The following is a 23,998-nucleotide window of genomic DNA, read 5'->3' on the forward strand; positions in this document are numbered from 1 at the left end:
GTGCAGTAAAGCCTTATTTGATTATACAATCAATTAATTTTTTTGAAAACCCTGTTGTCTTCCTTGAGACTCTATTGTTATCCTGTCTAAAAGTTAGATTCTGTCTTTCAAGTAAACTGTTAATATATCACTTATCTATATTTTGAAGATCTATATTTTGAAGATCTGTATTTTGACCAAAGATGACTCTTTTCAACTTTCTGGAGCTTCCTTTCTTGTTTTTGATTACCTGAGCATAGATTACCTGAGCATATTTCAGGTTTTTGTCAGGTATTATTACCTGTTTTTTTCAAAAAAAGCCGAATAAGGATCTCTATTCGTGTAAAATCCGTGAAAAAATTTAGTGAATAGATTAAGGAAGATGTTATGGACACACATGGTGTCACTGTCGAACCACTTTTATTGTGGCCTCGCACACGCGAACGCACACGGGAAGTCAGTGACAAAACTGTAACTCAAACAAATTCCTTGTAATAATCACATCTCATACAATCAGCACAATGTTCTAAACTCCTGTTTCTGCGGAGCTCAGCTGCAGCCTGGACCATTTCTGCCCGAGTTTTGTCGTGAAGGTCTTCCAGTACTTTAAACCGCCTCGCCTTAAGCTCGTAGCAGTTAGGGTTTTTTGCAATTTCAAGATCGAGATTGCGTAGTTTCAAAGCGACATCTACAATGTACTTACTCTGGTCAATAATATGCTCATCTATAACACTCATATAACTCATCCCTTCCTAAAACAACTCCTCGAAAAAAGGGCTCAGAGCCTGACAGTTCTATCCTCTTTTCTGTCGCTGCTCCCGGGGGTCCCAAGCTCATTTACCTTTACCTATATTTTCACCGTGTTATTTCTCCCATAGATAATAAATTATTCTATGTATAAAATATATAATAGTTTCTGATCCGGGTAAATAGAGACGTTTGACGACCTTTAGCCAGGAGAAAGAGTAAACAAACACTCCCGGATTGTTTGCAAGCAAGGCCAGATCTAATCAAAAAGGACCTGATCAAAGATTAGATCTAATCAAAAAAGACCTGATCAAAGATCAGATCTAATCAAAAAAGACCTGATCAAAGATCAGATCTAATCAAAAAAGACCTGATCAAAGATCAGATCTAATCAAAAAAGACCTGATCAAAGATCAGATCTAATCATTTACATGCTCCTTATCCAGATTTTTCCTGCCTTTCGCGGAGAAGGGAGAGATCCAGAACTTTTTCAAGTACTCCCTTATCCATTATTCCGACTAACCTGGCCTGATCTATGTCCTTGCTGACGTTCCCGTCCGCTTTCATATAAACATATTCTCCGTTTTCTATGTCCACAATTACGGAGAAATCAGGAATATGGAGCACTCCGAAATAGGTTCTGAATTCAGGGCTCCGGTCCGCATCTACTAACATGATTGCTGCTTTTCCCCCGTATTCTTCTGCCAGGTCCTGAATGGTTGGGTTCATAGCTTTGCACAGCGGACACCATTCAGCTCCTATTCTCAAAAAAACCGGACCTTCCTGAAGGGATGAGTTTATCTGTTCCAGCCGAGTTGTTTCTATGACAGTACCTTTTTCCCGGGCATTCCCCGAGCTCATGGAGTAACCTTTATTTAAGAGAGCTATTAAGGCACTCATTTTCTCGGCAGCGTTTTCAGAATTGTTGCTTGATAAAGTCTCGTTTACCTGAGGCATGTAATCCATGCTTCCGGCTGTCTGATTGATCGGATACGGAGTATCTGCTACGCCATTTCCGTCAACGTCTCTTCCGGTATGATCATTCCAGAAATTACCCTCCGAACTGCTGTTCCAGGTGTTATTTCCCCTGTCAACTGCATTGAAAAGGTTAATAAATTCATTCCTGTAGATTGCGTTGTCGGATGATTCGTTAAGATATACTCCGACACCGTTCAGATACATGCCGTTATCAATCAGAGTATTGTGTTCTGCCGCCTGGCCAAAAATCCCATATTCGTTTTTCAAAATGTGGTTATAGGCAAGCTTATTCCCGTGGGACATTCCCAGGAAAACTCCTATTGTGTTTGAGTCTGCGGTGTTATTAACAAGGATGTTATTAACGGAATTATCCAGCAAAATTCCCTGCCTATTTGTCACCACCATGTTATTAGACAGCACATTTTCTTCAGAGCTGTCAAGAGCTATTCCTTCCTCCCCAAGGCTTATAAAATTGCTGTCAAGATGATTGCCTTGAGAATTGTTGAGTACAATACCTGGACCGTTGAGTATCAGTATATTGTTACTTAACGAACAGCCCTGCACTCCTTCAAGGTAGATCCCGGCTTCGGGCCGATCCGTTCCCGACTGGCACCCTAAAATATAGAAACCGTCTATTGTCACATTGTTAGAGTTAATATAAAAAACGTCATTATTCGGGATAGCACCTATGACACGGATACAGTTTGCCTGATCTCCCGAGAGAATGGAATGTGAAATAATTGTTAGCTCTTTATCCACTTTTATATTTTCTTGATATACTCCGGGGCTTACAAGTATCGTATCCCCATTTTGTGCGTTATCGACAGCTTTTTGAATCGAACTATAATTTCCTCCTCCACTATCGTCTACGATAATAACTGTAGCGCCTGCTTGGGTAACGGCTGCCCCAAGTATAAAAACGAAAAACATGGAAATAATTTGAATCGAATTTCCTTTCATGAACCAATGCTCCCCCTAATTAATATGTCAGTAAAAAAGAAGCCTGTTATTATAATTCATAAGAATAATAATTCGAGACAATAAAATGATTTTGAAATAAATGTTCTGAAAATAAATCTGAACTTCTGTCTCTCTTTAATGTTTTTATTCTTAACCACGGAGTTTTTTATTGAGTTTTCAGATTGCTTTCATAATCCTAAACTCGATTGTTAATCCCATCCGGTCCTTCGATAAATATCTCACTCCAGAACCTGTACAAAGCCCCTTATCCCATCAACACGGACATACTGGCCGTCTTTTAATATTTTGGTTACGTTTTCTATGCCTACAACGGCAGGAATACCATACTCCCGCGCGATGACCGAGCCGTGTGTCATCATACCGCCGATCTCCACCACCAGGGCTTGAGCGGAATAAAACAGGGGAGTCCAGCCCGGATCGGTAAACGGCGCCACTAAAATATCGCCTTTGTTCAACTTCGCTTCTTCTGGCTTGAGGACAACCTTTACGTATCCTTCCGCAACGCCGGCGGAGACCGGAGTACCGATTAAAGCACCTTTCGGGGCTTCAACATCACTCCTCATTCCCGTAATAACTTCCCCCTCACTGGTCATAACCCGGGGAGGAGCCATCTTCTGATATTGTTCGTGGGCTCTTTTACGAAAATCTATAAGGCGGCTCACATCTTCACCAAAACGGTTTTCCAGCAAGTCAATCAGCTCATCCAGATACAGATAAAACACATCTTCATCTCTCTCCAGAATCCCTCTTTCATGCAAAGGCCGCGCCTCTGCCAGGATAGCCTGCCGATAAATGTCAAAAAATCGAACAATGACATACTTGGGAAACTCGCGTAAGCCTATGGAATTTCGGTAAATGGAAAGGAGTCTTGACATAAGCCCTGTTTTGAGCTTCCCGGCGGGGGTATTGCGAATGCGTTCCAGAAGTCTGTGCACATATTCCTGAGCTTCTTTCTGGCCCTGGATGAACCGTTCCCGGTGTTCACTTGGAGCATTGCTTTTCATATGGTTTATAATGGAGGGAACAAGCAGGGCAGGGGCTTCTCGCCATCTAGTGTTTGAGATATCGATTTCGCCCGGGCAGCGCATGCCGTACAGTTCCATGAACCTGTTCAGTTCGGTCCCGAATGCATCTCCTCCTTCTACTTTACTTAGTCCCTGATAGAAAGTGCTGTCCTCCGCTCTTTCCAGATAATCTGCCACTTCAGGATATCTCCGTGCCATATCGGCCAGATCCCCGATCATTAACCCCATCTCACCGGTTACGTTGCCAGGCTGAGATTTACTCAGCGTATCAACGTCCAGATCCTCCCCCAACCACTTACTGGTCAGGTGGCTGGCTATAGGCAGGACAATAAATGGCATGGGTACGTACATCATGCTGTCATTCAGTTCTTGCAGTAAGTTTCCCATACTTTCCCGGACCCTTTTAATCCGTTCCGCCCCTGACGCCTGCATAATGCCTTTCCTGTACTTATTAATAGTCTGTTCCGGAGGAGCTTGGGCCCGCTCAATAATGCCTGAGGGATCCAGAAAAAATAAATTGTTAATAATGATCGGGATACCCTTCAGATAAAGCGGAAGCATTGGTTTGAATAATTTAAACAGCTGCTTTGTTGTGCCTTTTTTTGCTTTGGCTTCCTGTTGAAATGTCTCACTTGCCACTATTTTTGCCAGGGCATTTCCCATTAATTCGTCCAGAATGGTAATTTTCCAGGTAAAATACCGCCGAAGAAACTTACTGTATAAAAGAAGGGTGACATCGAAAAAAAGCCTGTCTCCGGCTTCCACTATCACTGAATCGGGAAAGGCTGTGGTATCCTTCCCGAAGGGAAATACTCCCTGAAAAACAGAAATCCCCATGGGTTTCATGGCATCCATCATCATCTGCAGGTGGGCAAAAGAAAAAAAGATGTGAAGTTTATCGTCGTAGACCCCGGGAACGGGATAAAGGGAAGTAATAGGGCGGCTTTGCAAAATATAGAACGTGTCGCCTGCCAGACACCATTCGATATCCTGTTCCAGACACTGTTCGGTGCCCCATCCCGGACACCTTTCAATACCACGTTCAGGAAGCTGTTCAATACCACGTTCAGGACAGTAGTGTTTTTCTATCCTTTGGCCGAGTCGAGCCAGCTCCAGAATTCTGTCATCAGAGAGGGCCTGTTTATTTTGCAGTTCGGGAGCAAGTTCCTTGATCACCGTCCCCCCTTCTACTGCCGGATAAATAGCTTTCTTCTTTTCCGCAATTTGCTTTTTAACAATCCGACCCTTGAGGACCTGGTAAGAGTCGGCGGAAACAATCCCTGAAACCAGCGCTTCACCCAACCCGAAGCTGGCATCAATGGAAATAATATTCCTGTGCCCTGTGACAGGGTCCGCGGTAAACATAAGCCCGGAAACATCCGGAAATACCATTTGCTGCACTACTACGGACAAATACACCGAACGGTGATCAAACCCGTTTTTGATGCGATAGATGATTGCCCTGTCGGTAAACAACGAAATCCAGCACTTCCGCACAGCCTGCAGCAGTTGATCCGCTCCCCTTACGTTCAAATAGGTTTCCTGCTGGCCGGCAAAAGAGACGGTCGGCAAATCTTCGGCTGTGGCGCTTGACCGAACGGCATACGCCTGTTCTTCTCCCACCATTTTCCATGCATCAATGATAGACGATTTAATTGTCCGGGGTATGGGTACGGTTAGTAAGTGGTCCCTGATTCGCTTTCCCAGTCTGCTAATTTCATCCGGTTGGTCCGGTTTTAACCGGTCAAGCAAGTCCAGCAATTCGTCCATCTCACCGCTTTCTGCGATAAAGTCACGGTAGCCCGATGTTGTAACGCAAAATCCCGGAGGAACAGGAAAACCCGCCCTGGTCATTTCTCCCAGATTAGCGCCTTTTCCCCCTACTTCAGGCAAATTAGTTCTATCGACTTCATTAAAGTGCATCACATAAACGTTCATGTTAAATACACCTTTGAAAAATATGGAATCTCAATTTATGTATTATATAATTATATTTTATATATGATATAATGTTTGACCGGTTTATCAGAGGAAACATCGAATTTGACTCTGCTATTGATTTGGAGGTTCCGGACCGATCTGAAGGTTCTGGACCCGGAGCCCGAATCCCTGAGGAACTGAATGAAAACTCTGCAGTTCTTAAAATAAGCTGCGTGAAGTTTCTTTCCTGCTATGGGGGGCAGGGCTGGAAACCGAAGAAAGCTTACGGATGCAGATGTGATCTTAACTTCAAGATTCTCAAAGTCAGGCACCATGCCAGCCGGTCAAACAGCGGAGAAAGAGTTATTTCATGCAGATCCTGAGATAAGCGTTATCGAAGTTGGGCAGATAATGAATATGGGCGTCCCCGTACAGAAGCCCTTAAACGATCACGAAAAGTTCCCTTAACTCTGTTACGTAATATTTATTCTTCAAAGAATATATAATTTCAACACATATATCTGGCCGCGAATATGAGAGTTTATAATCTGAGAAATATCAGGAAGCGAGCAATAGGGCGATGAAAACTTCCTTAATAGTCTAATCTATCTTTTTTGAACTGAAAATTCAAAGTTCTAATTTCGGATTGAAATTCTGATTTTTAGTGTTTCTTCGGCTCTGTAGAAAAACTCTAACCTGAATTTTTCCCGTTAATTTGAACTGAACAGCCTGATATATTTTTGCTTATCTGATTTCAGGCTTTTGCAGTTGATTAAAATAGGTTTTCTCAAAGCAGACAATAATTGATGGAGGCTTAAGGAGGTAGATATAATCAAAACAGTAGCGGTACCAGATTCCATAAACACTTCGAATTATTTGCAAGAGTTGATTGATTCGACGGGAAATACACCCGCTAAATACATTTTTTCAAAAGATCATAATATAGTGATCAGTTCACTCTTACGTATTTATAATAACACTGAATGGAGCGGGAATGGTTGCAAATTTACTTTGATGGAAAATGCACCAGTTGAGATATTCGGAGAGCAGGTGCCGTTAATAGCTCCTAAATATCCTACAGCTGCGGAAAATCTCATTTTCCATGACATTGCTTTTGAGGGGAATAAGGATTCTCAGAAAGAAGTTGAAGCCCTATATCCCAAACCCTGGGGACATGGATACCATAATTTTTTCACATTGGGTGACCTGCACAAAGTGTCATATTCAAACTCCCTTAACTGTGAGTTTTACAACCTGTCTTTTGAGGACAATCTGGGAGATGGAATAAGAGTCGAAGGCGGAACTAACATATCGGTCCACGACATTACGGGAAAACATGGGGGACACGACATCATTTGCTACAATGCAGTTCTTGGTGGTGAGGTGTGCAACCTCAAGGCCGACCTGGCCGTCAATGCTGGAGTCAGGACAAGGTCCGCGAAAAACATCAAAATTCACGACTGTGTTTTGAATGGCGGTACAGGAATAGCATATTCTCCGGGTATGCAGATCCAATCGACTGCCGCTAACTGGGTGTCATCCGGGATTGAAATATACAACAACTATATCCATGATACATGGGGTCCGGGAATCCAGGTGGTAGGCAACGTGCCGGATAACGGGCTTGTCTCGATTCACAACAATTTATTTGTGGGCTGCGGTGCTATGCCTGCAGTGAACAAGCTTCCCAACGTGGGAGCTATTGTTTATGACGGGTCCTCGGTTGACATTGAATACAATACTGCTGCAGGATGCTATGGTTTCGGTTTTGCCGCAGGAGATTACGACGTAGCATCCACATATCCGGCAACAGCAACCATTAAACGGAATATTGTCGTCGGGACCAAGAAAGCTAAGTATCCCGAGACTGGCTCAGGTGCAGCTATAGCAAATCTGCTTGGTTCAAGATACATGGTTGCATGTCTGGAAAATGCTACATGCGGCAATACATCCGATTTTTACAATGTACCTCATTCCAAATGTCTGTCTGTAGATCCTCTTTTCGTGGGTTCCGGTGACTATCGTCTGCAAAGTTCAAGCCCGTGCAGATTTAATGGATATCAGCTTGGAAGATATAATGGAGTAGACGATTCAAAGTGCCTCGATGATATTCGGTAGACCTTGAAAAAAGTACTGTAAAACTTCCTACTCAATCACAATATTGAACTTACAATAAATACCACATTAGTATCCAGGTAGATGATGGAAAAGAAATTCCAGAAGAGTAAAAGTTTTTGAAATCGACCACCGCTGGTGTAGATGTAGAAATCAAAAATTTTGCAGTACTCTACAGGAGAAAAGGTCGAGAATCCAAAATATCTGAAAAAATTCCCTAAAGGCTTAAAGTACTGCAGAAAAGAGTATCCAGGAGCAAAGAGGCTCTAAAAACAGGGAAAACGCGAAAAAGACTTGCCAAACTCCATGGGAAAATAAGCAATAGAAGAAACGATTTCCAGCACAGACTTTCTTTATGCTTGTCAGCGAAAACCAAGCACATGAGAGCTTGCCAGGAATATTATGCTTTAGAAGGTCTGATGCTTTACGCTACTGTCATTTTGGGGCCAATTCCGATTATCTGGTCCTTAAGTACTCCATCTTTAACAACCCAATAAGTATTGACTTTTCCTTTAACACCATATTTATCAGTTGCCGGGCTTGTTGTAAGATTGTTAATAGATGAACCCGAATTAACGGCAGTTATACAATCCAAAATTATATTGTTGGACGAAACGGAAGTAGGTGGAGTACATTTAACACCAAAATTACAGTTTATTATTAAATTATTATAATATTTGTGTCCCTTTCCATTAGGTTCCTGCCCGGGGTAGCCAATCGCACCGTATAAACCTTTAATATCGTGGAAATAATTGTGATGAATTAATATGTTTTCAGCGTCGTTCTGTAATTCGATAGCAGATGCACCACCACTGCCTGTAGTAAATTCATTGCAATAAACTTCACCACAGTGAGATCCCGTATCGAACCTGATCCCACAATTAGTTCTCATTGCTACGTAATTATGGTGGAACCTAATGTTTGGTGATTTGTAGTTTTGCATTCCGTCATGTCCGACCATATTAAATGTACAACAGGAAACTTCAACGCCGTCACACTCGTAGCAACCTATACCATCATTAGCTCCGCGTGTAAATACGACATGATCAATTTTAATGTTAGATGATTTATATATGTTCAATTGTGTAAATTCCGATTTCCCGCGTGCTTCACCACCTGAAACAATCTTTCCATCTCCATTGCACATCTTCCCGTCATAAAGGTCATCATAACTCCCGTCAATAGTACAATTACTAATTGTAACATCCTCTACTTCCCAAATATTGAACATTGCCGATTGTTCATGTCCGGTTGCCCTGTGATAACCCCAGTGGGCGTATGGTTCTTTCGGATTACACATATGATCTTTGCCATACATGCATGCACATTTCAGGTCGGGTGCAAGCTTAAATACAACATTAGCCTCCCCCTGCAGGTAAACGTATGATTTCGGAGAGACATGATCCTTGATCCAGTATCTACCTGACTCAACATTTATGGTTACCGGATTACTTACCGTTGCTGTTTCAGCTGCCTTAGCATATGCTTGTTGAAGCACAGCATTTGCATCATAATTTTCAGGATTATAATAAAAATATCCGCCTGTACCTTTTTTACTTTCATCTTGACCTATTGTCAGCTCCATAGTCATCACCAGTTGATCTTTACCAGTTGTAGATAGCATTAGAATTGTCTTCGATCATTTCTTTACCAGGAAAGTTTGGTACTGGCAAAGTAAGATTCAGAGCAACCCGATTTTTATAACAAAATTTTTATATTTATTTACTTTAAACATTTCAAAAGCATAACTTTATCGCAAAAAAACGTAATTTATAGCCATTTATCTTCATGTATTTCATATTAAGTTCAATGTTATCTCTATTTGTGAACTCACCCCCAAAAACGGATATCTTGATGAAATATAAATTCGAGTAGAATTTTTATTTCAGAAAAACAGCTAATTGATATCGATTTTAATAAAATAGGTACGTCTTTGATATTATCTCCTGTGTAGAAGGAGTTGTCAGCAACATAGTATACTTTATTCCCATTAGTTAAACTTGATTTAAGGGATTTGATTGTTTCCAAGATAGTGATTTTGTCCGAAGCGTCCCTAGAATGAGTATTCATGAAGAAGGATATCCTTGCTGAATCACAATTAAACTCAACACGAGTTGCTTGAGATCCCATTTACCGTTTTTAGGTACCCCAAAAGTGATGTATATCACCTTTTCTTTGGGGAAACCAAATTCCATTGATGAGAAAATATAAAAATAAGCAAATAGAAGATGATGTGTATTAATCTATAAGTTTACCTGCCGAATCCGGGCTCTATTTGTAGTTGAATTTTAAGACTATTGAGAATTGACTACATATCTAAGATTAAATCAGCAGTGTAGCGAAAGTTCTGTTAAATGCCAGAAGTGCTAATCTTATGTGTTTGCCTTCCAGTCTCTTAATCTCTCCTCTTCAGTTCTATGACCCCGAAAAACCCCACGTGGTCTGGGTACAGCGGCCAGTGTGGTTGGAGATCTCCAGCCGTAATATTTAACATCTCTACGAAAGGGGGTTCTTAATAAGAAATTTCTTTCTTCTAATTCATCAACACAATCACCGCAAATATCTTTTGATACCCATATTTCCGCATTAGTTACATCAATATCATTAGCGACAGCATAGCTTAAAAATCTCATTTCTGCATGAAAACCACCAAAACGCTCTTGACATATATATGTAATACCAATTCTTTCACATTCTTCTCTTACTCTAGTAGTAGTTTGTTGCTCAATTGCATAATGGGTATCGCCTGTAGTTCTTATTAAGGCAAGAGTATTTTGAGAAGTACCTCCGTTTAAAATGTAAAACTCATTTAAATTTTCTTGTGATTTTAAAGCATCAATTTCAGCTCTAGTACATTGTACTACCTCATTACAACCAGTCTTTCCAATTACCTGAGAAGCGAGAATAATATCGCTTTCATTTTTTTTTGCGACATAAGTTGGCCTATATCCTGAGAATATTTGTCCGAAATATTTTGCACTACCCACCTCCCCCATCACATCCGCTTCCCTCTCTAATTCAACTTCATCATTCACCATCATACCCTTTAACTGCACTGTCGGCCTTACCCTTCCCTGCTTCTGCTGTACAACATGCCATGCTTCATGAGGCAAATGTCTTTCCTGCCCCGGAGCCACATGAATATCTGTCCCCTGAGTATACGCCAGTGCTCCCAAATGAGCAGGTTTCGACGAATTATAATGTACCTTCACATCGCTCATATCAATCCCAGACAAGTATTCCATGCCATTCTTGAGGTTATCCGGCATTCCAGTATTATTCTCCCACTCCATCTGAAGCGACTCTTCTTCCTCTGGGATTTCCTGTCTCTGCCCGCATGAAGGACATGTTTTTTCTTCGTCCAGCTTTTGCCGCTGAACTGATTCATGTTGAACCTTTGAAGAGCTTCTGATATCTGATAGCAGCCTGCCAACAGCCCTGTTTCCGATGGTTCGCTGGAGCTGCAAAATGTCAGTAGATGTTAGAGATTTAGGATCTATTCTGGCACGCTGGATGATAGCTGCAGGACTAGATACATGGATCTGCCTTGCAGGGATAATTTGTTTTTGAGAAGAAGACTGTGTTCCTCCGGATTGTTTAATATTCTGGTGTTCTGGCATGATCAAACTCCCCATCAAGTAGCTGACTGTACAAGAATTTAAAAAAGTTGAGAACATTCATGAAAAAGACCGAACTTCATTTATGTTTCATCTTTCTGCTTTGTAGATGGGCTATCAGGAGATTCGGAGTCCGAATTATTCTCTTGCTGCTTTGGAGAAACTGGTGGAATCCGTAAAAGTCTCTTTATATCACGTTTAACATCTTCTTTTTCTTCTTTGGAGGCTGCAGGATTTAGAAGGGTTTTTATGGACTCTATAATTTCCTCTTCTTCAAATATCCCCTTTCCAAAATCCACAGCAGCACGGCGCCTTGTTCCCAGATAGCCAATTAGAAAGCCATCTATTGAATAACATATGAGTATAAAAGTTCCATATATACCTCCGGAAGTAGAAGTACCCCCTCCGGCAGTAGTAGCATTTAATGCTGGTCCGATGTATCCGGAGAATTGCTGCAGTGCTTCTGGCACCTGTTTCAAATTTACCAGTGCAATCGTAACTATGCCTGTGGTCAGCCAATCGGAAATTCGCTCAAGATTGGAATTCTCCATATACAGTCTATTCTTGTTTTCGAGATACATCGGTACTTCATTCGGTTTCTCAGGTGGTTTTCCGGGTTCTACATTTTGCGTTTCAGTGGTACGCGGGATTCCAAAAATGAAGCCGAGAAACAATCCGGACAGGAAAGTAGCTATGGCAATAAAGATGGATACCCCGAATATTGAAGCCTTATCGTACCAGCGATGAGGCAGGACAAGTGCGTACACGAAAATGATCACCAGACCAAAAAGAGATATTCCAGCTAAAAACATCATGAAACTCTCTAATTTCAGAAGATCTGATAAAGATTTCACACCTAGTTTCATATTTTAAATCATCCTTTTATCAGTCATTTAAGGAATTTTCCCGGTTGTGAACTGCGACCGAATCCGATTAGCTAGCCACTATAACTTTATTCTTGTTTCATATCCCAATTTCTTAAAAGGAATTTTGAGAATTTTGAGAATGGCCCGGAATTAAGATATTAAGAACCCATTATATTCGACAGACTGAATTAAATTAAAAAAATATTTTAAAATGCCTGAAATTCCCTTAATTCGCCGGCAGATTACGGTTTCAGACAAAAAAGCAAACAACTGAAAGCGTGATAAACAGGGAAGAAAAGATTAAAGCCATCGTTTTTTTCCGTTATCTCCGTGTTTATATCTATTAAACAGAGTTTTTTCTGACATGTAGATATTTATCATGATCACGGAGTTAAATTAGAGAAAGAATTCTGAAATATAGGAGTTGTCACACACGATACTTGTACAAACAAGACTTACACCTAATAAATCTGGCTATAAAGACATGAATTCAAAGATATGCTTAACTCGTGCGTTGACTGCAATTTGCTTAAGAACTGATCCGACCTTAACCGTTCTTATTCCACAGTAACCATTTCCATCTCTGTTTTTTGGTCATCAGGTTTTTCTGTAGTTTGGCCTGCTTCTCCTTGTGATTCCCCTATACTATCCGCAGTTGTACTCAATTCCTCAAGCACTTGGATAGCGCCGCTAATTCGCAGCATAGTATCTCTAAGGTTTGCCTGCTTACTTTCAAGATCTGCAAGCATTTTCTGGCCGGATTCGAATTCGGCTCTGAGTTCCTGTAAACGTTGTTCCAATTGCTGTTTCATAATAAGCCCTCTTTTTAAAAACTGACAGGCTTTTCATTAAACATTTGAGTTAACTTGGATTTTTGCCGGTTCTACTTCCAGTATCTCCACATCAGATCTTATCGCTTTAACTTCCCAATAAAATTTTTGAGAGGAATTATTGTTATCTATCATTTTAACAGTGAACTTGCCATTCTTAACCTCTGAGGCAGCCAGCATAGAGATTTCAAAATCCTCTTCAAATTTAGGAGTGAGTAGAACAGTTCGATTTTCCTTTCGTGTTAAAGCTTCAAAATAGTCAGGAAGTAAAATCGTCTTCTCACCGTCCGAAAGCTGTGCTTCCCCGCGGTAGAATACTGCAGTTTCAGGCCCTTCCAGCGTGGAATGAACTAAATTATGAGTATCGGGGTACAGGGGATGGTTTATTGAAAATTTCTTGTTTGTTGCTTTAATATCCCCGTTCACTTCTAACTTGACTGATGGATTTGCGGTCCCGATGCCGACATTGCCTTCAGAATTCCACTGAAGGGCTATTTTTTGTTTATCTATGGTTGTTCCTAAAGCGCCTCCGTTATAACCGAATACTACAGGACCATCAATACTCTTATTTTCTGCAAAAAGCTTGCTTCCTCCATACCATCCGATTCCATGATAACAATCTGTACCTCCTCTCATCCAGATGTCTTTGTCGTTAATTCTTATGTCCCCTTGAATATCTAACCTGGCTGATGGATTTGTTGTTCCGATGCCGATGTTGCCCTCTACAAGTAGGTTCCCCACCCCCGGTTCTTCATCCCACCATTCGCCCGTCGTTATTCCCCCGTAAAAATTTGCGCGATACGCAAAATGAGTACCGCTTGGGAAATTGTTATCCGGGTTAATCCGTAGGAATGGGTCACTTCCTCTAAATGCATTTTGTCCAAAGAGCCTGATCTGTCCGTATACATCAAGCGTATCTTTCGGGTCCGTCGTCCCGATGCCGACGTTACCGTTATCATTAATATGCATCCGCACTTGAGGAGCATCTTCTTCAGCTGTGGAAGGGTTTGTCAAAAACTGCAGATAAGTATCCCAGCTCCCGCCCCTGAACGCCCGGACCTTTGCACTACCTGCACCTGAGAATTCGTAAGACAGGTCTTGGAAACTTGTAAATGGTGGTGAATTCGGTCCTCTAATGACTACTTTATGGTTTTGACTATCTTCGCCGGTTCCAAAATATGCGTTACCGCATACATCAAGCGTATCTTTTGGATCTGTAGTTCCGATGCCAACTTTGCCCGAATCCTGGACTGTCATCAGAACTCCAGTTGTTCCTGTATTAAAGTCTCCACCCGCCTTTTCTCTTGAGCGACCAATATGGAACTTCCACCCGGTACCGTCTCCAAAGCGAATATATCCTGCATTAGGTGAAGCTTCACTTTTATCCATTCTAAAATTTGGTATACTGAGGATACCTACTGGGTCTGCTCCACCAATGCCGATATTGCCGTCTATTACCAAGTTAGCTTTGACCTTAATATCGCCATTCACTTCTAAGCTGGCTGATGAATTTGTCGTCCCGATGATAACTTTGCCATTAATAAGTGTACTTTCTGCATTTAGATTCAATACTGGAACATTATTGCTATTATCTCCTGAAAGCACCAGCGCGGAGGCACTACCCTTCCCATTTGAGCCAAAAGCCTCAAGATAAATCATATTATCATTTGGGTTATTTTTAAGGATTAATTGCCCTCCCCCATTCTTTTCCAATCCCAATTTGATCGATTTTGCACTGACATCCAGGTCCCGTCGTGGATCTGCAGTCCCTATACCGACATTGGCATTAATTCCTAAACTTTTAAAATCTCCCCCGTCCTCTCTGGCAAATAAAATGCTATCCTGGGCATCAGGTACGGTAATCTTGAGTCCGCCTCTCTCGCTTGGGCCTGCTTTGCCTGAGAGAATATCCTGAACAGTACCTCCAACACTAACGGATCGTTGGATTCGAAGTTCTTCTACGGACTCACCAATTAAACGTCTGTGATATTTAGGAAGTTTAGCCCCAGTTTTCAAGTCAGCTGGATTTCCTGCTAATTCAGCTAATTTTCCTTCGTTGTCGATTACAGCAATCGCTAAAACAATTGATTTTTCAACAATCTCAATATTCACGGGAACATCTGTATTTTCCATTGCGTAGGTATTGACAAGTCCTTGAATCAATGTGATGAAGTTGTTCTCATGGTCTACAGACTGTACGATCCTCAACTCTGCAATATTGTTCTGTATGATATTGATATATGTGCCAGGTTCTATGGAGGTTGTATTTGCCAGACGAATATCTCTCTGTTGAGGAATGAGGTCTGCAATTCGTATGGTGCCTCCTGTGTACTCGTTTGTCAGGTTTTTTGTAAATGTGATTTCTTTTTCTGAAATACTGGAAATTACTGCCCTTTCTCTCATTGAATCCTGTACAAGAGAGATTATGTCGCCGGGCTTGAACTTCGCGGCATAGTCAGCTGGAGTTACAGTTGCTTTATTTCCAGACGCGTCAGACAATGCTGCTTGATAACGTACAGCAGCCACCGGATCTTCCTCATAATCATCCACGCATTGTAATCGCACCCAGGGTACCTGCTCCATCCGGCTGGGGTTAAGGCTGAGATTAGGATAGCCAGTCTCCGCACTCATATCAGAATTATTTATGGTGTTTTGTACCTGCTCCATCCGGCTTAGATTACGAAAGCCAGCCTGGCAAATCTCTGAGAATTGTATTGTGACGTATGCTGTCTTTCCTGCATAGCTCTCTGTGTTAAGGGAAACTGGCACCGGTACTGCTTTTATTGGGTCAGTCGGATTTTCCGGATCATTAGCACCATGGCCACTACTTGAGAGTGAGACAAGCTGACCACTAATATCGATTGCAACCCCGGGGTTAATTACTACCTGAGTCTCGCCTATGCTACCTCTTACCTCCAGACCGCGAGCTACTCCCCAATCATGCAGGTTAGAGTTATGCATGCGTTCCATGGGACTAACAAAATTTTGAAAGTCGATATAATGGTCTTTTGCGTTGTGAGTGTATACTTGTGATGATTCAGGGTTAGGATACTCGGTTCTTAAAACTGTTTCGTATGCCATTTCTGTACCTCCAATCCTTTCAAAATTTCTTCCACCACGTGGTATTTGCCGGTTTTTGTTCGTCAACGGCATTCTCAATCCAACGACGAATTTGGTTTCTATCTTCGAATGACACGGGACGCTGCTGAGAAAAGATAACCACGACACCAAATTCGTTCGCTTTTGCCCTCCAATTCCCTGGATGAATGGTTTGAAGAGATTCTCCCCGGTCGGTAATAATGAGCTTCCCTTTACGGTCAATCATCATTTTAGTTGGATTTACTAACTTACTCTCATATGTTACCCGGGTTATGCTCGGTGGAGTTTGTGATAGGTCAACTCGATATATTGCTGCAGGATTAGCCATTTTTACGTAGGCCTGATCATTATCATCTCCTCCCAATCGGATCCCTGCATCACATACATAAAGCAACTCAGGGTTTTCAAAGTCAAAGGCGAGGCCTGCAGGACAAATCAGTGGATTCTGTTCAGGCGGGACTTTCTCCAAAAGCGGGGATACCGACCAGTTTTCAGGGTCAACTCTTATAAGGTCTGCTGGAACTGAAGTGAATTGATCCTTTGCGTCAGAAACGATAAAACGTCCATTAGAATCCATCACAATACAGGTAGGTTCTATGACTTTTTCCAAAGGATGCGAAGTGACAGTCGAAGTTTTTTCACTGACAACTATAATCTGTGGTTTTGCATCTTCTCTCCCCGGGAGAGTACCGCGATCTAAAACAACAAACTCTTTATCACGACCTAGAATCATATCCACGGGATAAACGGCTGGAAAAGACTCATCAGTAATGACTTCAGGTGACGAGTCCGACGGATCAAAACGATAGATGGCAGGTTTGTAGTTGCCGATAAGACCTGTGTCCACAACACTGTACCTGTTCTGGTCATCAACGACTACTGCAGTGGGATTCTTCAGGCGACCACCTGCATAGATAGGTTTCGGCTTTGGTATTGAAGAGATCTGATCGTTAACTTCCCATTCAAGATCTCCTGTGCTGGACAATTTCCACAGCGAAGCTGGCTGTTTCATAGACAAAGAGCTATCACCTTTATCGACAACGATATAGTTGTTTTCATTGTCTGCTGCGATAGCGGATGGATGAAGTAAAAAAGTCATTAATTTGTCTTCATTTGAATTTTCTTCATGCGTATTAGTTCCGTTTTGGAGTGAAATTGAATTGCTGTAGGCAACTGTATGAAGTACAGCAGTACCGTTCTCTAAAAATGCAGCGCGAAGTATGGCAGTACCATCATCTATGGCTATCCGTGGTTTTGAGTCTGTCGCGTAAAAGTCGAGATAGGCCTGCATACCCCTTTTTAATCCACTTTCCTGATATATGGAAACAATTTCGGAGATGAGTTTTCTCTGCTGGTATTCACTCCAGTGCTTCTGCAGTGGGAGCGCAACCCATGATGCCAACCAAGGTAGAAAATTCGTGTGCCAGGGATTAAATATCAGGTGGATTTCATCGATGGTTTTTTCAAAGTCATTAAGTTCGTTAGCTTCCCGGATGGTTGAACTTCCACTTTGAATTCTCACATGGTCTGCCGTGATTTTCATCGAATACGTGCTTACCAGGCCGGCGTTCAATGTAATAAAATTGTCAGCGAGCTTTTGTATTGTATTTTCTTCGCTTTTTGTCCCCTGGCTTATTTTTATGAGATCCCCCTGTTCCAATCCGTTTGTGTTATTAACACGAAAAGTAGTTTGACCAGGTATAAGGTCATTAATACGTATATTCCCATTAATATACTGATCCTTGAGGTCTGCATTTAAGAAGATTTCTGCTCCCTCAATTCGATCTATTGTTGCCCTTTCTGCTGTCCCTTCAATACCAATGATATCTCCGGCTCGAAATTTGGCTGCATCAGTGCTATCGGTTACCCGAATCTTATCGTTCTCAGCTTCGACAAAAGTACCTCTGGGTCTTATAGCCTGAGCGTCAGTAGCAGTAGCAGTACCTTGAATTCTAATAGAGATGTCTGTAATTTCCGTTGAGTACGTATTTACCAGTCCGGCGTTCAATATGATAAAATTGTCAGCGAGCCTTTGTATCGTCCTCTCTTCGCTTTTTATTCCCTGGCTTATTTTTATGATACTCCCCTGTTCCAGTCCGGTTGTGTCATTAACACGAAAAGTAGTTTGACCGGGTATAAGGTCGTTAATGCGTATATTCCCATTAGTATATGAGCCCTTAAGACTTGTATTTAAGAAGATTTCTGCTCCCTTAATATGATCTATTGTTACTCTTTCCGCCGTCCTTTCAATGCCAATGATGTCTCCGACCCGAAATTTGTCTTTGTCACTGATATCGGTTAGCTGAATCTTATTGTTGACAGCGCTATCAATAGCAGCACTGGCTCTTACGACCTGAACATTTATAGCAATCCCTGTAAGGATTCTCTCAAAAATGCACAGCATACGGCCCAGAAACTGTGATGGGTCTTTCTCCTCCGACCATAAGACAGAGGGAAGGTAATCAACGTAACTGCTGATATTTGTCATGGCAATTTTAGCTCCGTCATTGAAAACAGTTTTACTTCGACATCGTGATCCTGGTCACTGCAAATTATCTCATAATCTGCTGACTTCACCCAAACATTCGATGTTGTATCTGGACCAAAAGTTGGTCGAGTTGAAGGTATATAGAGAGGGGTTTGAGCATTAATAGATAAATCAGAAATGAAACCGATATCCGAATCTGGTTCGATGTAGTCGAATAAAGTAGATATTGTGATATCCTGTCCAACTTCCCATCCGTTCCCCTCAGGCCCTCCCAGGACAGGGTGAAGAAATTTCTTTATTTTTTCTTTGATTTCATCCTTAAGCTGATCTGATTTACGTGGATCTGGAGTTAATCCGGTGTCTACTGCTTTTTGCCAAACATTGATTGTAACTTTTACACGGATCGGCAAATATCGAGGATAAGTGACAAGCAACCTGCAAGTCAAAACACGCCGTTCATCAAGATAATCGGAAACTTGCTGAATCAATTCTTCAGAAGGCATGGGCGTTGGGTCAAGAGAATCCGGTATAATAATCACATTTATATTACCCGTACCTCTATAAAGACCGCCGAAGGTCCATGGTTCGTCTACTGTTACTCCTGATGGAAGAGTGTCATAATTTGAAAATAGCCTTGGTGGAAGACATCTAACCTTTTTGACAGCCGGTGCAGCTTCTTTTGCCAGATACTCATAGTCTTCTACCGTGATAGCACGATAGCGGTTACGTAATATCTCAGGTCCGCGCCGTTTAGTCTCTTCGATATCTTCTTCATCAAAACCACCCTCTGCAGCCCCCGGATTCATCACCGAAATGACGCCTGCAACGTATGTCCGCATGGAATTTACTGCATTTGAAGGGACATTGCCTTTAACGCCTCCTACCACATAACGATATGTCTGAGCACGGATTTCACTATCTACGGGAGGAATTGTTCCGTAACCCTCCGGGGAGGCAGTAAGGTCGTAATCGCCAAAGTCAATCGCGCCAGTCACCGGGTCCAATCGGAAATAATTACCCGACCCTTTATTGAAATCATCGCAGAGCGTCCAGGTCTCCCACTCCCCGAACCCACCGCCTACCTGAGGTTTTCGAACCTGAATTACTAAATGGTCGTATGGATTCTTTGCTTCAGGCCTTTTAAAAAGAGGACGATTTTTAAGTTCGAAAGATTGAAAACGTTTACCGCTGCTGACACCTAAAAGCTCCGGCTGGGTTATGGTGATCGCATTGGTTGCAGATACACTGTTAAAGAGAATGTGCTGAAGATTTAAAGTAAGGTCTTTTGTAAAATCTTCTGTAGCGTCTTCTTGTTGACGGTTCCTGACCCTGATACCTATCCAGAATAAGGATTGGTTTATTTCATCAACTTTATTATAGTAACCAATGGATTTCCAGGAGCCTGGGTTCTGGCTAGTCCAATCCGCCGGAACATTGAGAGAAACGCTTCCGTTTTTCTGAAACATGTTTGTTCCGTTGCTAACTGCTTCAATTTTGGGCCAGGATGTTTCTGTGAGTTCTGGTTCGACATCCTCCTCCGGTTTTGCCTCATTTCCCAGTTTTGCCTCATCTCCCAGTTTGGCCTCATCCCCTGGTTCGGCATCATCTTTTGAATACAGCCAGGTAATTTCAATGGGAGCTCCCTCTGTACCCTTTTTCACCGGTGTATCAAAACCAAAGAGCAGCGAGATGTCCTGAGTGGTTTTTGAATCAAAACCAAGAACAATTATGATCGATTCGGATCCAGAAATTTTTGCACTCATTTTGGAAAGAGGAGAGCTTACAAGATTGGCAGTTACATTTTGATACAGATATTTATATTCTGTATCCCCGGCTGCCTCCCGGATAAAAAGAGCAACTTTAAGATTAATTGGTAAAGCTTTTAACTCTCTATCCGTTTCAAAAACAATGCCTTCTTCTGTTTCGGTCTGCTGCGTAGCAGCCAGACTTCCCTCAGGTACTATTATTGATGCTGTTTCCGGATCTGTTCCGGGAGCCAAACCGTAAGTTAAAAATGTTGATGCCGGGATTGCCGGGTCCCTGGTTATACCCAGCAGATTCAAAAACTCGATATAGTTTTTTTCAGGTACTCTATTCAGCCGGTAAATCATCCCTTCAACAATCCAGGCAAATAGCTCAATCAGAGTAATACCGAGATCGCTGGGGTTGTGGTCCGTCCACTCAGGTGCGTATTTGGGGATGAGAGCCCGGGCTTCATTGACAATATCCTGCCATGTTCGGTCGTCTAAATTTGGCGATTCCAGCTTACCATTTGACATATTTTCCTCCCTTCTCAGTAGAACATCCGGAATAGCCAGAATAGCAAGCTATCTGGATGAAAATTTCTTCAAAAACCGTTGTTAACTAAATGATCGGCATTTTTAGCTGCCCCTATACTGTAAACGGAACTGAGGCATGCAAACCGTCATGTCTGTAAAATAAGACGCTACAAGATTCTTCTTATGAAAATAACCTTAAAGCTGTGGATTCTGGAGTAACGGGAACTGCATTTGAACGAAGGCGACGGAACAACCCTCTGGATAATTAAAGTCTGCGTTGAGAAGCACAACTCTGATTATTACCCTAAATCTATCGCTCCAAATAAAAAGGGTAGACAAGATTTCCCGGCTCGTTGGTGGACTTTATTCGATAATAAATCTGGATTATTAGCCTCTCTTCGGAGTTATCGTTTTCTACAATCACTTCATCCAGAGCGATGCGGGGTTCCCATCTTGTCAGGCCTTCTTCAACATAATGCCGTGCCAGATTAGCAGTCGCAGCATTGTTCGGCGCAAAAACCAGGCTTTTTAAATTACAGCCGAAGTCTGGCCTCATTACACGCTCATTATACTGAGTCCCTAAAATAGTCAGTATGGACTCCCGGATTTTCTGTTTCTGTTTCGATACATTAATCCCGCCTATTTGATTGGTTTGCAGCGGGAATGCGAAACCTTTGCCAAGAAAATCGGTGCTCATCTTAGTCACCGATTTTCACTTTGTTACTTCCCTGTATAATTTTCCCTGATAATTCTGATGGAGCATTTGCCAAAAACGGAGTTAGTGCAAGTTTGAGAGCAGCACCGCCATCATTGGGTACCGGTGTCCATGTATTAATTGCCTTGATAAATCCTTCCAACCAATTCCAAAATATTTCATCTTCGGCAGATGTTGATTTTATATTATCTCCATTTCTTGCGGCTCCATTCACTCCTTTATTTATTATTAAGTTATTTTTTGCCTCAATAGTTATGTCACCTTTTGAAGAGTCCATAATTATTTTCGAACCGATCTTATCCTGTAAGAGAAGATTTTTGCTTCCTGTTGTCTCATCAAACATAACTTGCATTCCTGATTTCACTTCTTGTTCTGCCATATAAATCAAAGTCCTTAAAATCTTCTTAAGTTACAATAAGGTAAAGTTTTAATTGGAGTAACTATTCAACCTATTCAAAAAAGAAGAAGAGCAATCAACATTGTTTTACCTGAATTGAATAGTTACAATATGAAATTATAACTATTTTTTAAATAATATTCAAATACCGTATTGAATTAACCGTCATTTTTTGGATTTAGATCTATCTGGACCCCCTTTTACTGAGATCTATCTGGACCCCCTTTTACTGAGATCTATCTGGACCCCCTTTTACTGAGATCTATCTAGACCCCTTTTACTGAGATCTATCTAGACCCCTTTTACTGAGATCTATCTAGACCCCCTTTACTATAATGTTACCTTTTGCCTCAATAATTATATCTCCCGTTGCAGAATCCATTTTTATCATTGACCCTGCTTTGTCCTGTAAAAGAAGATTTTCGCTTCCCTCCTTTGAGTCCATTTTTATTATTGACCCTGCTTTATCCTGTAAAAGAAGATTTTCGCTTCCCGGTGTCTCGTCAAACACTATTTGCATTCCTGATTTCATTTTGATAATTTTCTTTTCGTTTAAGCCCTTATTCACTTCCGGTGGCCTTTTCTCCCCATTCCAGAGGCTACCAAGAACGACAGGTTTGTTGACATCTCCCTGTTCAAATGCTACCAGTACTTCGTCACCGATATCCGGCAAGAAATAGGTTCCCCATGAAGTAGTTTTCTTATTACCCCCTGCCATAGAGGCAGCAATACGAGCCCAATTGCTCAAATTGACGTCTGAAAGGTGCGGGAATGATAATTGAACTCTTCCCAATCCTTCAGGGTCGATATTATTTTCTACTTTACCTATGACAACACCCTGAATTTTTTTCTGCCCGTTTGGAGGAGGCATTTCGGAAATCTTGTTTCTCAGGCTCTGGAGCAGTGTGCTGGTGTATTTCTGGGATACCTCAAACTGTGTTATATAGCCGCTCTCGTTGATTGTGTGTGTTACTCTGCTGAGTGTATATTTTCCACTGAAACGTTTGCCAATTCCCCTTATTTCAACCATATTCCCTGCTCTGAGCCCGGGGTTACCGATAGTACTCCCGGAACCTTCAAACAACCCTCGAAGGAGCTGCATGAGGACTGACCTGGCGAGCACTTTTGCATCAAGGTAATTATCCACTGGTTTATCACGAACAACATTTCTTCCCAGTTTTACCAGTTGATCGACAAAATCACTGCCGAGCCGTTCAATAAGATCGTCCAGGTCAGACCCTAGAGAAATTGCCGGCAATATGGCAACAATGTTTTGGGCAAGTTTATAATCATACCCGCGAATTTCCTGAATTCCGAACTGTCCGGAAGTGGATAGGCGGGGGCTAAAGCTGCTCAGGTTTTTACCCCATTCCAGCACTACCATTTCCGTTTGGGGGCGTGGAAGTCTGAAATAGAGCTTATCCCAGCGAACATACACATGAAAAGCATTCCTCTCAGCAAGCTCTTTCAAAAGTGCCCAATCACTCCCGGTTTGCTGAACAGAACCCCGGGGAGGAGTCAGCGCCGGGTCAACTACCGGCATAAGCAGGTTTTCAGCTGCGATCTGGGCAGCAATAAGGCTGTCGTTCACGCACTTGAAGGTGAACCTCGACGGACTATTATGCCGCATACGATGAGATTTATCGTACCCTGTGATCGTAATTGTCGGAGCCCCGCCTTGAGGGAAAGAAGGATTTATTGCCGTGATCTCACCCAGCATCATTGGTTGCAGGTCTCCGGCATAACCCATGTAAATCTCAACATCCTTGCCCGCATTGAACAAGCCCGAGTCGGTAAAACGCAGATCAGCGTTATTGAGCCGCAATGTAAACATATCCGCGGTATCGAGGTTATTATCGTACGTCAGTTCCATAATAGCGCTTGTGACATCAGCAGCCATCGTCAAACCTGCGATTTTTACCTCAAAGTCAGGTGCATAATATTGATCCATCGGAACCTCTC

Annotated in this window: 15 protein-coding genes and 1 pseudogene; 2 read left to right on the forward strand and 14 right to left on the reverse strand. The window is 42.0% G+C overall.

Annotated features, from left to right (window positions below):
* Positions 1-455: 455 nt before the first annotated feature.
* From ACSAZL_RS10200 to ACSAZL_RS10210, 3 genes are all read right to left on the reverse strand, one after another.
* Complete coding sequence (locus ACSAZL_RS10200; protein ID WP_440948556.1) at positions 456-716, reverse strand: hypothetical protein; 261 nt, start codon at positions 714-716, stop codon at positions 456-458.
* A 448-nt stretch (positions 717-1,164) separates the two neighbouring features.
* Complete coding sequence (locus ACSAZL_RS10205) at positions 1,165-2,664, reverse strand: NosD domain-containing protein (protein WP_440948557.1); 1,500 nt, start codon at positions 2,662-2,664, stop codon at positions 1,165-1,167.
* 239 nt (positions 2,665-2,903) lie between these two features.
* Positions 2,904-5,648: a phosphoenolpyruvate synthase gene (locus ACSAZL_RS10210; protein WP_440948558.1), complete on the reverse strand. Its 2,745-nt coding sequence runs from the start codon at positions 5,646-5,648 to the stop codon at positions 2,904-2,906.
* Positions 5,649-5,882: 234 nt separating this feature from the next.
* Here ACSAZL_RS10210 and ACSAZL_RS10215 point away from each other — a divergent pair, with 234 nt between their 5' ends.
* Together ACSAZL_RS10215 and ACSAZL_RS10220 are read left to right on the forward strand one after the other, a co-directional pair.
* The gene (locus ACSAZL_RS10215; protein WP_440948559.1) at positions 5,883-6,098 is read left to right on the forward strand and encodes a hypothetical protein; all 216 of its coding nucleotides are present in this window, start codon (positions 5,883-5,885) and stop codon (positions 6,096-6,098) included.
* A 546-nt stretch (positions 6,099-6,644) separates the two neighbouring features.
* A complete protein-coding gene (locus ACSAZL_RS10220; protein WP_440948560.1) occupies positions 6,645-7,748 on the forward strand; it encodes a right-handed parallel beta-helix repeat-containing protein in 1,104 nt (367 codons plus the stop codon).
* Between the two features lie 421 nt (positions 7,749-8,169).
* Here ACSAZL_RS10220 and ACSAZL_RS10225 read toward each other — a convergent pair whose 3' ends face one another.
* The 11 genes and pseudogenes from ACSAZL_RS10225 to ACSAZL_RS10275 form a co-directional block, all read right to left on the reverse strand.
* The gene (locus ACSAZL_RS10225; RefSeq protein WP_440948561.1) at positions 8,170-9,330 is read right to left on the reverse strand and encodes a right-handed parallel beta-helix repeat-containing protein; all 1,161 of its coding nucleotides are present in this window, start codon (positions 9,328-9,330) and stop codon (positions 8,170-8,172) included.
* Positions 9,331-9,671: 341 nt separating this feature from the next.
* Positions 9,672-9,910, reverse strand: a pseudogene (locus ACSAZL_RS10230) (IS1634 family transposase); the annotation flags it as partial.
* A 207-nt stretch (positions 9,911-10,117) separates the two neighbouring features.
* The gene (locus ACSAZL_RS10235) at positions 10,118-11,365 is read right to left on the reverse strand and encodes an eCIS core domain-containing protein (protein WP_440948562.1); all 1,248 of its coding nucleotides are present in this window, start codon (positions 11,363-11,365) and stop codon (positions 10,118-10,120) included.
* 80 nt (positions 11,366-11,445) lie between these two features.
* Positions 11,446-12,177 (reverse strand): hypothetical protein, encoded by a 732-nt coding sequence (locus ACSAZL_RS10240; protein WP_440948563.1) that lies wholly within the window; start codon positions 12,175-12,177, stop codon positions 11,446-11,448.
* 608 nt (positions 12,178-12,785) lie between these two features.
* Positions 12,786-13,040 carry a hypothetical protein gene (locus tag ACSAZL_RS10245; RefSeq protein WP_440948564.1) on the reverse strand — a complete coding sequence of 85 codons (255 nt, stop codon included), beginning with the start codon at positions 13,038-13,040 and terminating at the stop codon, positions 12,786-12,788.
* Positions 13,041-13,076: 36 nt separating this feature from the next.
* The gene (locus ACSAZL_RS10250; RefSeq protein WP_440948565.1) at positions 13,077-16,139 is read right to left on the reverse strand and encodes a hypothetical protein; all 3,063 of its coding nucleotides are present in this window, start codon (positions 16,137-16,139) and stop codon (positions 13,077-13,079) included.
* A 19-nt stretch (positions 16,140-16,158) separates the two neighbouring features.
* The gene (locus tag ACSAZL_RS10255; protein ID WP_440948566.1) at positions 16,159-18,645 is read right to left on the reverse strand and encodes a phage tail protein; all 2,487 of its coding nucleotides are present in this window, start codon (positions 18,643-18,645) and stop codon (positions 16,159-16,161) included.
* A complete protein-coding gene (locus ACSAZL_RS10260) occupies positions 18,642-20,924 on the reverse strand; it encodes a baseplate J/gp47 family protein (protein ID WP_440948567.1) in 2,283 nt (760 codons plus the stop codon). The genes ACSAZL_RS10255 and ACSAZL_RS10260 overlap by 4 nt, the downstream gene beginning before the upstream one ends.
* Positions 20,925-21,234: 310 nt before the next feature.
* Positions 21,235-21,621 carry a GPW/gp25 family protein gene (locus tag ACSAZL_RS10265; protein ID WP_440948830.1) on the reverse strand — a complete coding sequence of 129 codons (387 nt, stop codon included), beginning with the start codon at positions 21,619-21,621 and terminating at the stop codon, positions 21,235-21,237.
* Between the two features lies 1 nt (position 21,622).
* A complete protein-coding gene (locus ACSAZL_RS10270; RefSeq protein ID WP_440948568.1) occupies positions 21,623-22,018 on the reverse strand; it encodes a hypothetical protein in 396 nt (131 codons plus the stop codon).
* A gap of 334 nt (positions 22,019-22,352) precedes the next feature.
* On the reverse strand, positions 22,353-23,987 hold the full coding sequence (locus ACSAZL_RS10275; RefSeq protein WP_440948569.1) for a phage baseplate assembly protein V: 1,635 nt from the start codon (positions 23,985-23,987) through the stop codon (positions 22,353-22,355).
* Positions 23,988-23,998: the final 11 nt, after the last annotated feature.

The sequence above is a fragment of the Methanosarcina mangrovi genome, from assembly GCF_052057765.1.
Lineage (GTDB): Archaea > Halobacteriota > Methanosarcinia > Methanosarcinales > Methanosarcinaceae > Methanosarcina.

Bases quoted from the DNA above. Each gene is read 5' to 3' on its own strand.
- ACSAZL_RS10205 (WP_440948557.1), bottom strand. From the start codon at position 2,664: ATGAAAGGAAATTCGATTCAAATTATTTCCATGTTTTTCGTTTTTATA.
- ACSAZL_RS10240 (WP_440948563.1), bottom strand. From the start codon at position 12,177: ATGATGTTTTTAGCTGGAATATCTCTTTTTGGTCTGGTGATCATTTTC.
- ACSAZL_RS10225 (WP_440948561.1), bottom strand. From the start codon at position 9,330: ATGGAGCTGACAATAGGTCAAGATGAAAGTAAAAAAGGTACAGGCGGA.
- ACSAZL_RS10215 (WP_440948559.1), top strand. From the start codon at position 5,883: ATGGGGGGCAGGGCTGGAAACCGAAGAAAGCTTACGGATGCAGATGTG.
- ACSAZL_RS10250 (WP_440948565.1), bottom strand. From the start codon at position 16,139: ATGGCATACGAAACAGTTTTAAGAACCGAGTATCCTAACCCTGAATCA.
- ACSAZL_RS10265 (WP_440948830.1), bottom strand. From the start codon at position 21,621: ATGAGCACCGATTTTCTTGGCAAAGGTTTCGCATTCCCGCTGCAAACC.
- ACSAZL_RS10235 (WP_440948562.1), bottom strand. From the start codon at position 11,365: ATGCCAGAACACCAGAATATTAAACAATCCGGAGGAACACAGTCTTCT.
- ACSAZL_RS10245 (WP_440948564.1), bottom strand. From the start codon at position 13,040: ATGAAACAGCAATTGGAACAACGTTTACAGGAACTCAGAGCCGAATTC.
- ACSAZL_RS10210 (WP_440948558.1), bottom strand. From the start codon at position 5,648: ATGAACGTTTATGTGATGCACTTTAATGAAGTCGATAGAACTAATTTG.
- ACSAZL_RS10255 (WP_440948566.1), bottom strand. From the start codon at position 18,645: ATGACAAATATCAGCAGTTACGTTGATTACCTTCCCTCTGTCTTATGG.
- ACSAZL_RS10275 (WP_440948569.1), bottom strand. From the start codon at position 23,987: ATGGATCAATATTATGCACCTGACTTTGAGGTAAAAATCGCAGGTTTG.
- ACSAZL_RS10200 (WP_440948556.1), bottom strand. From the start codon at position 716: ATGAGTGTTATAGATGAGCATATTATTGACCAGAGTAAGTACATTGTA.
- ACSAZL_RS10220 (WP_440948560.1), top strand. From the start codon at position 6,645: ATGGAAAATGCACCAGTTGAGATATTCGGAGAGCAGGTGCCGTTAATA.
- ACSAZL_RS10260 (WP_440948567.1), bottom strand. From the start codon at position 20,924: ATGTCAAATGGTAAGCTGGAATCGCCAAATTTAGACGACCGAACATGG.
- ACSAZL_RS10270 (WP_440948568.1), bottom strand. From the start codon at position 22,018: ATGGCAGAACAAGAAGTGAAATCAGGAATGCAAGTTATGTTTGATGAG.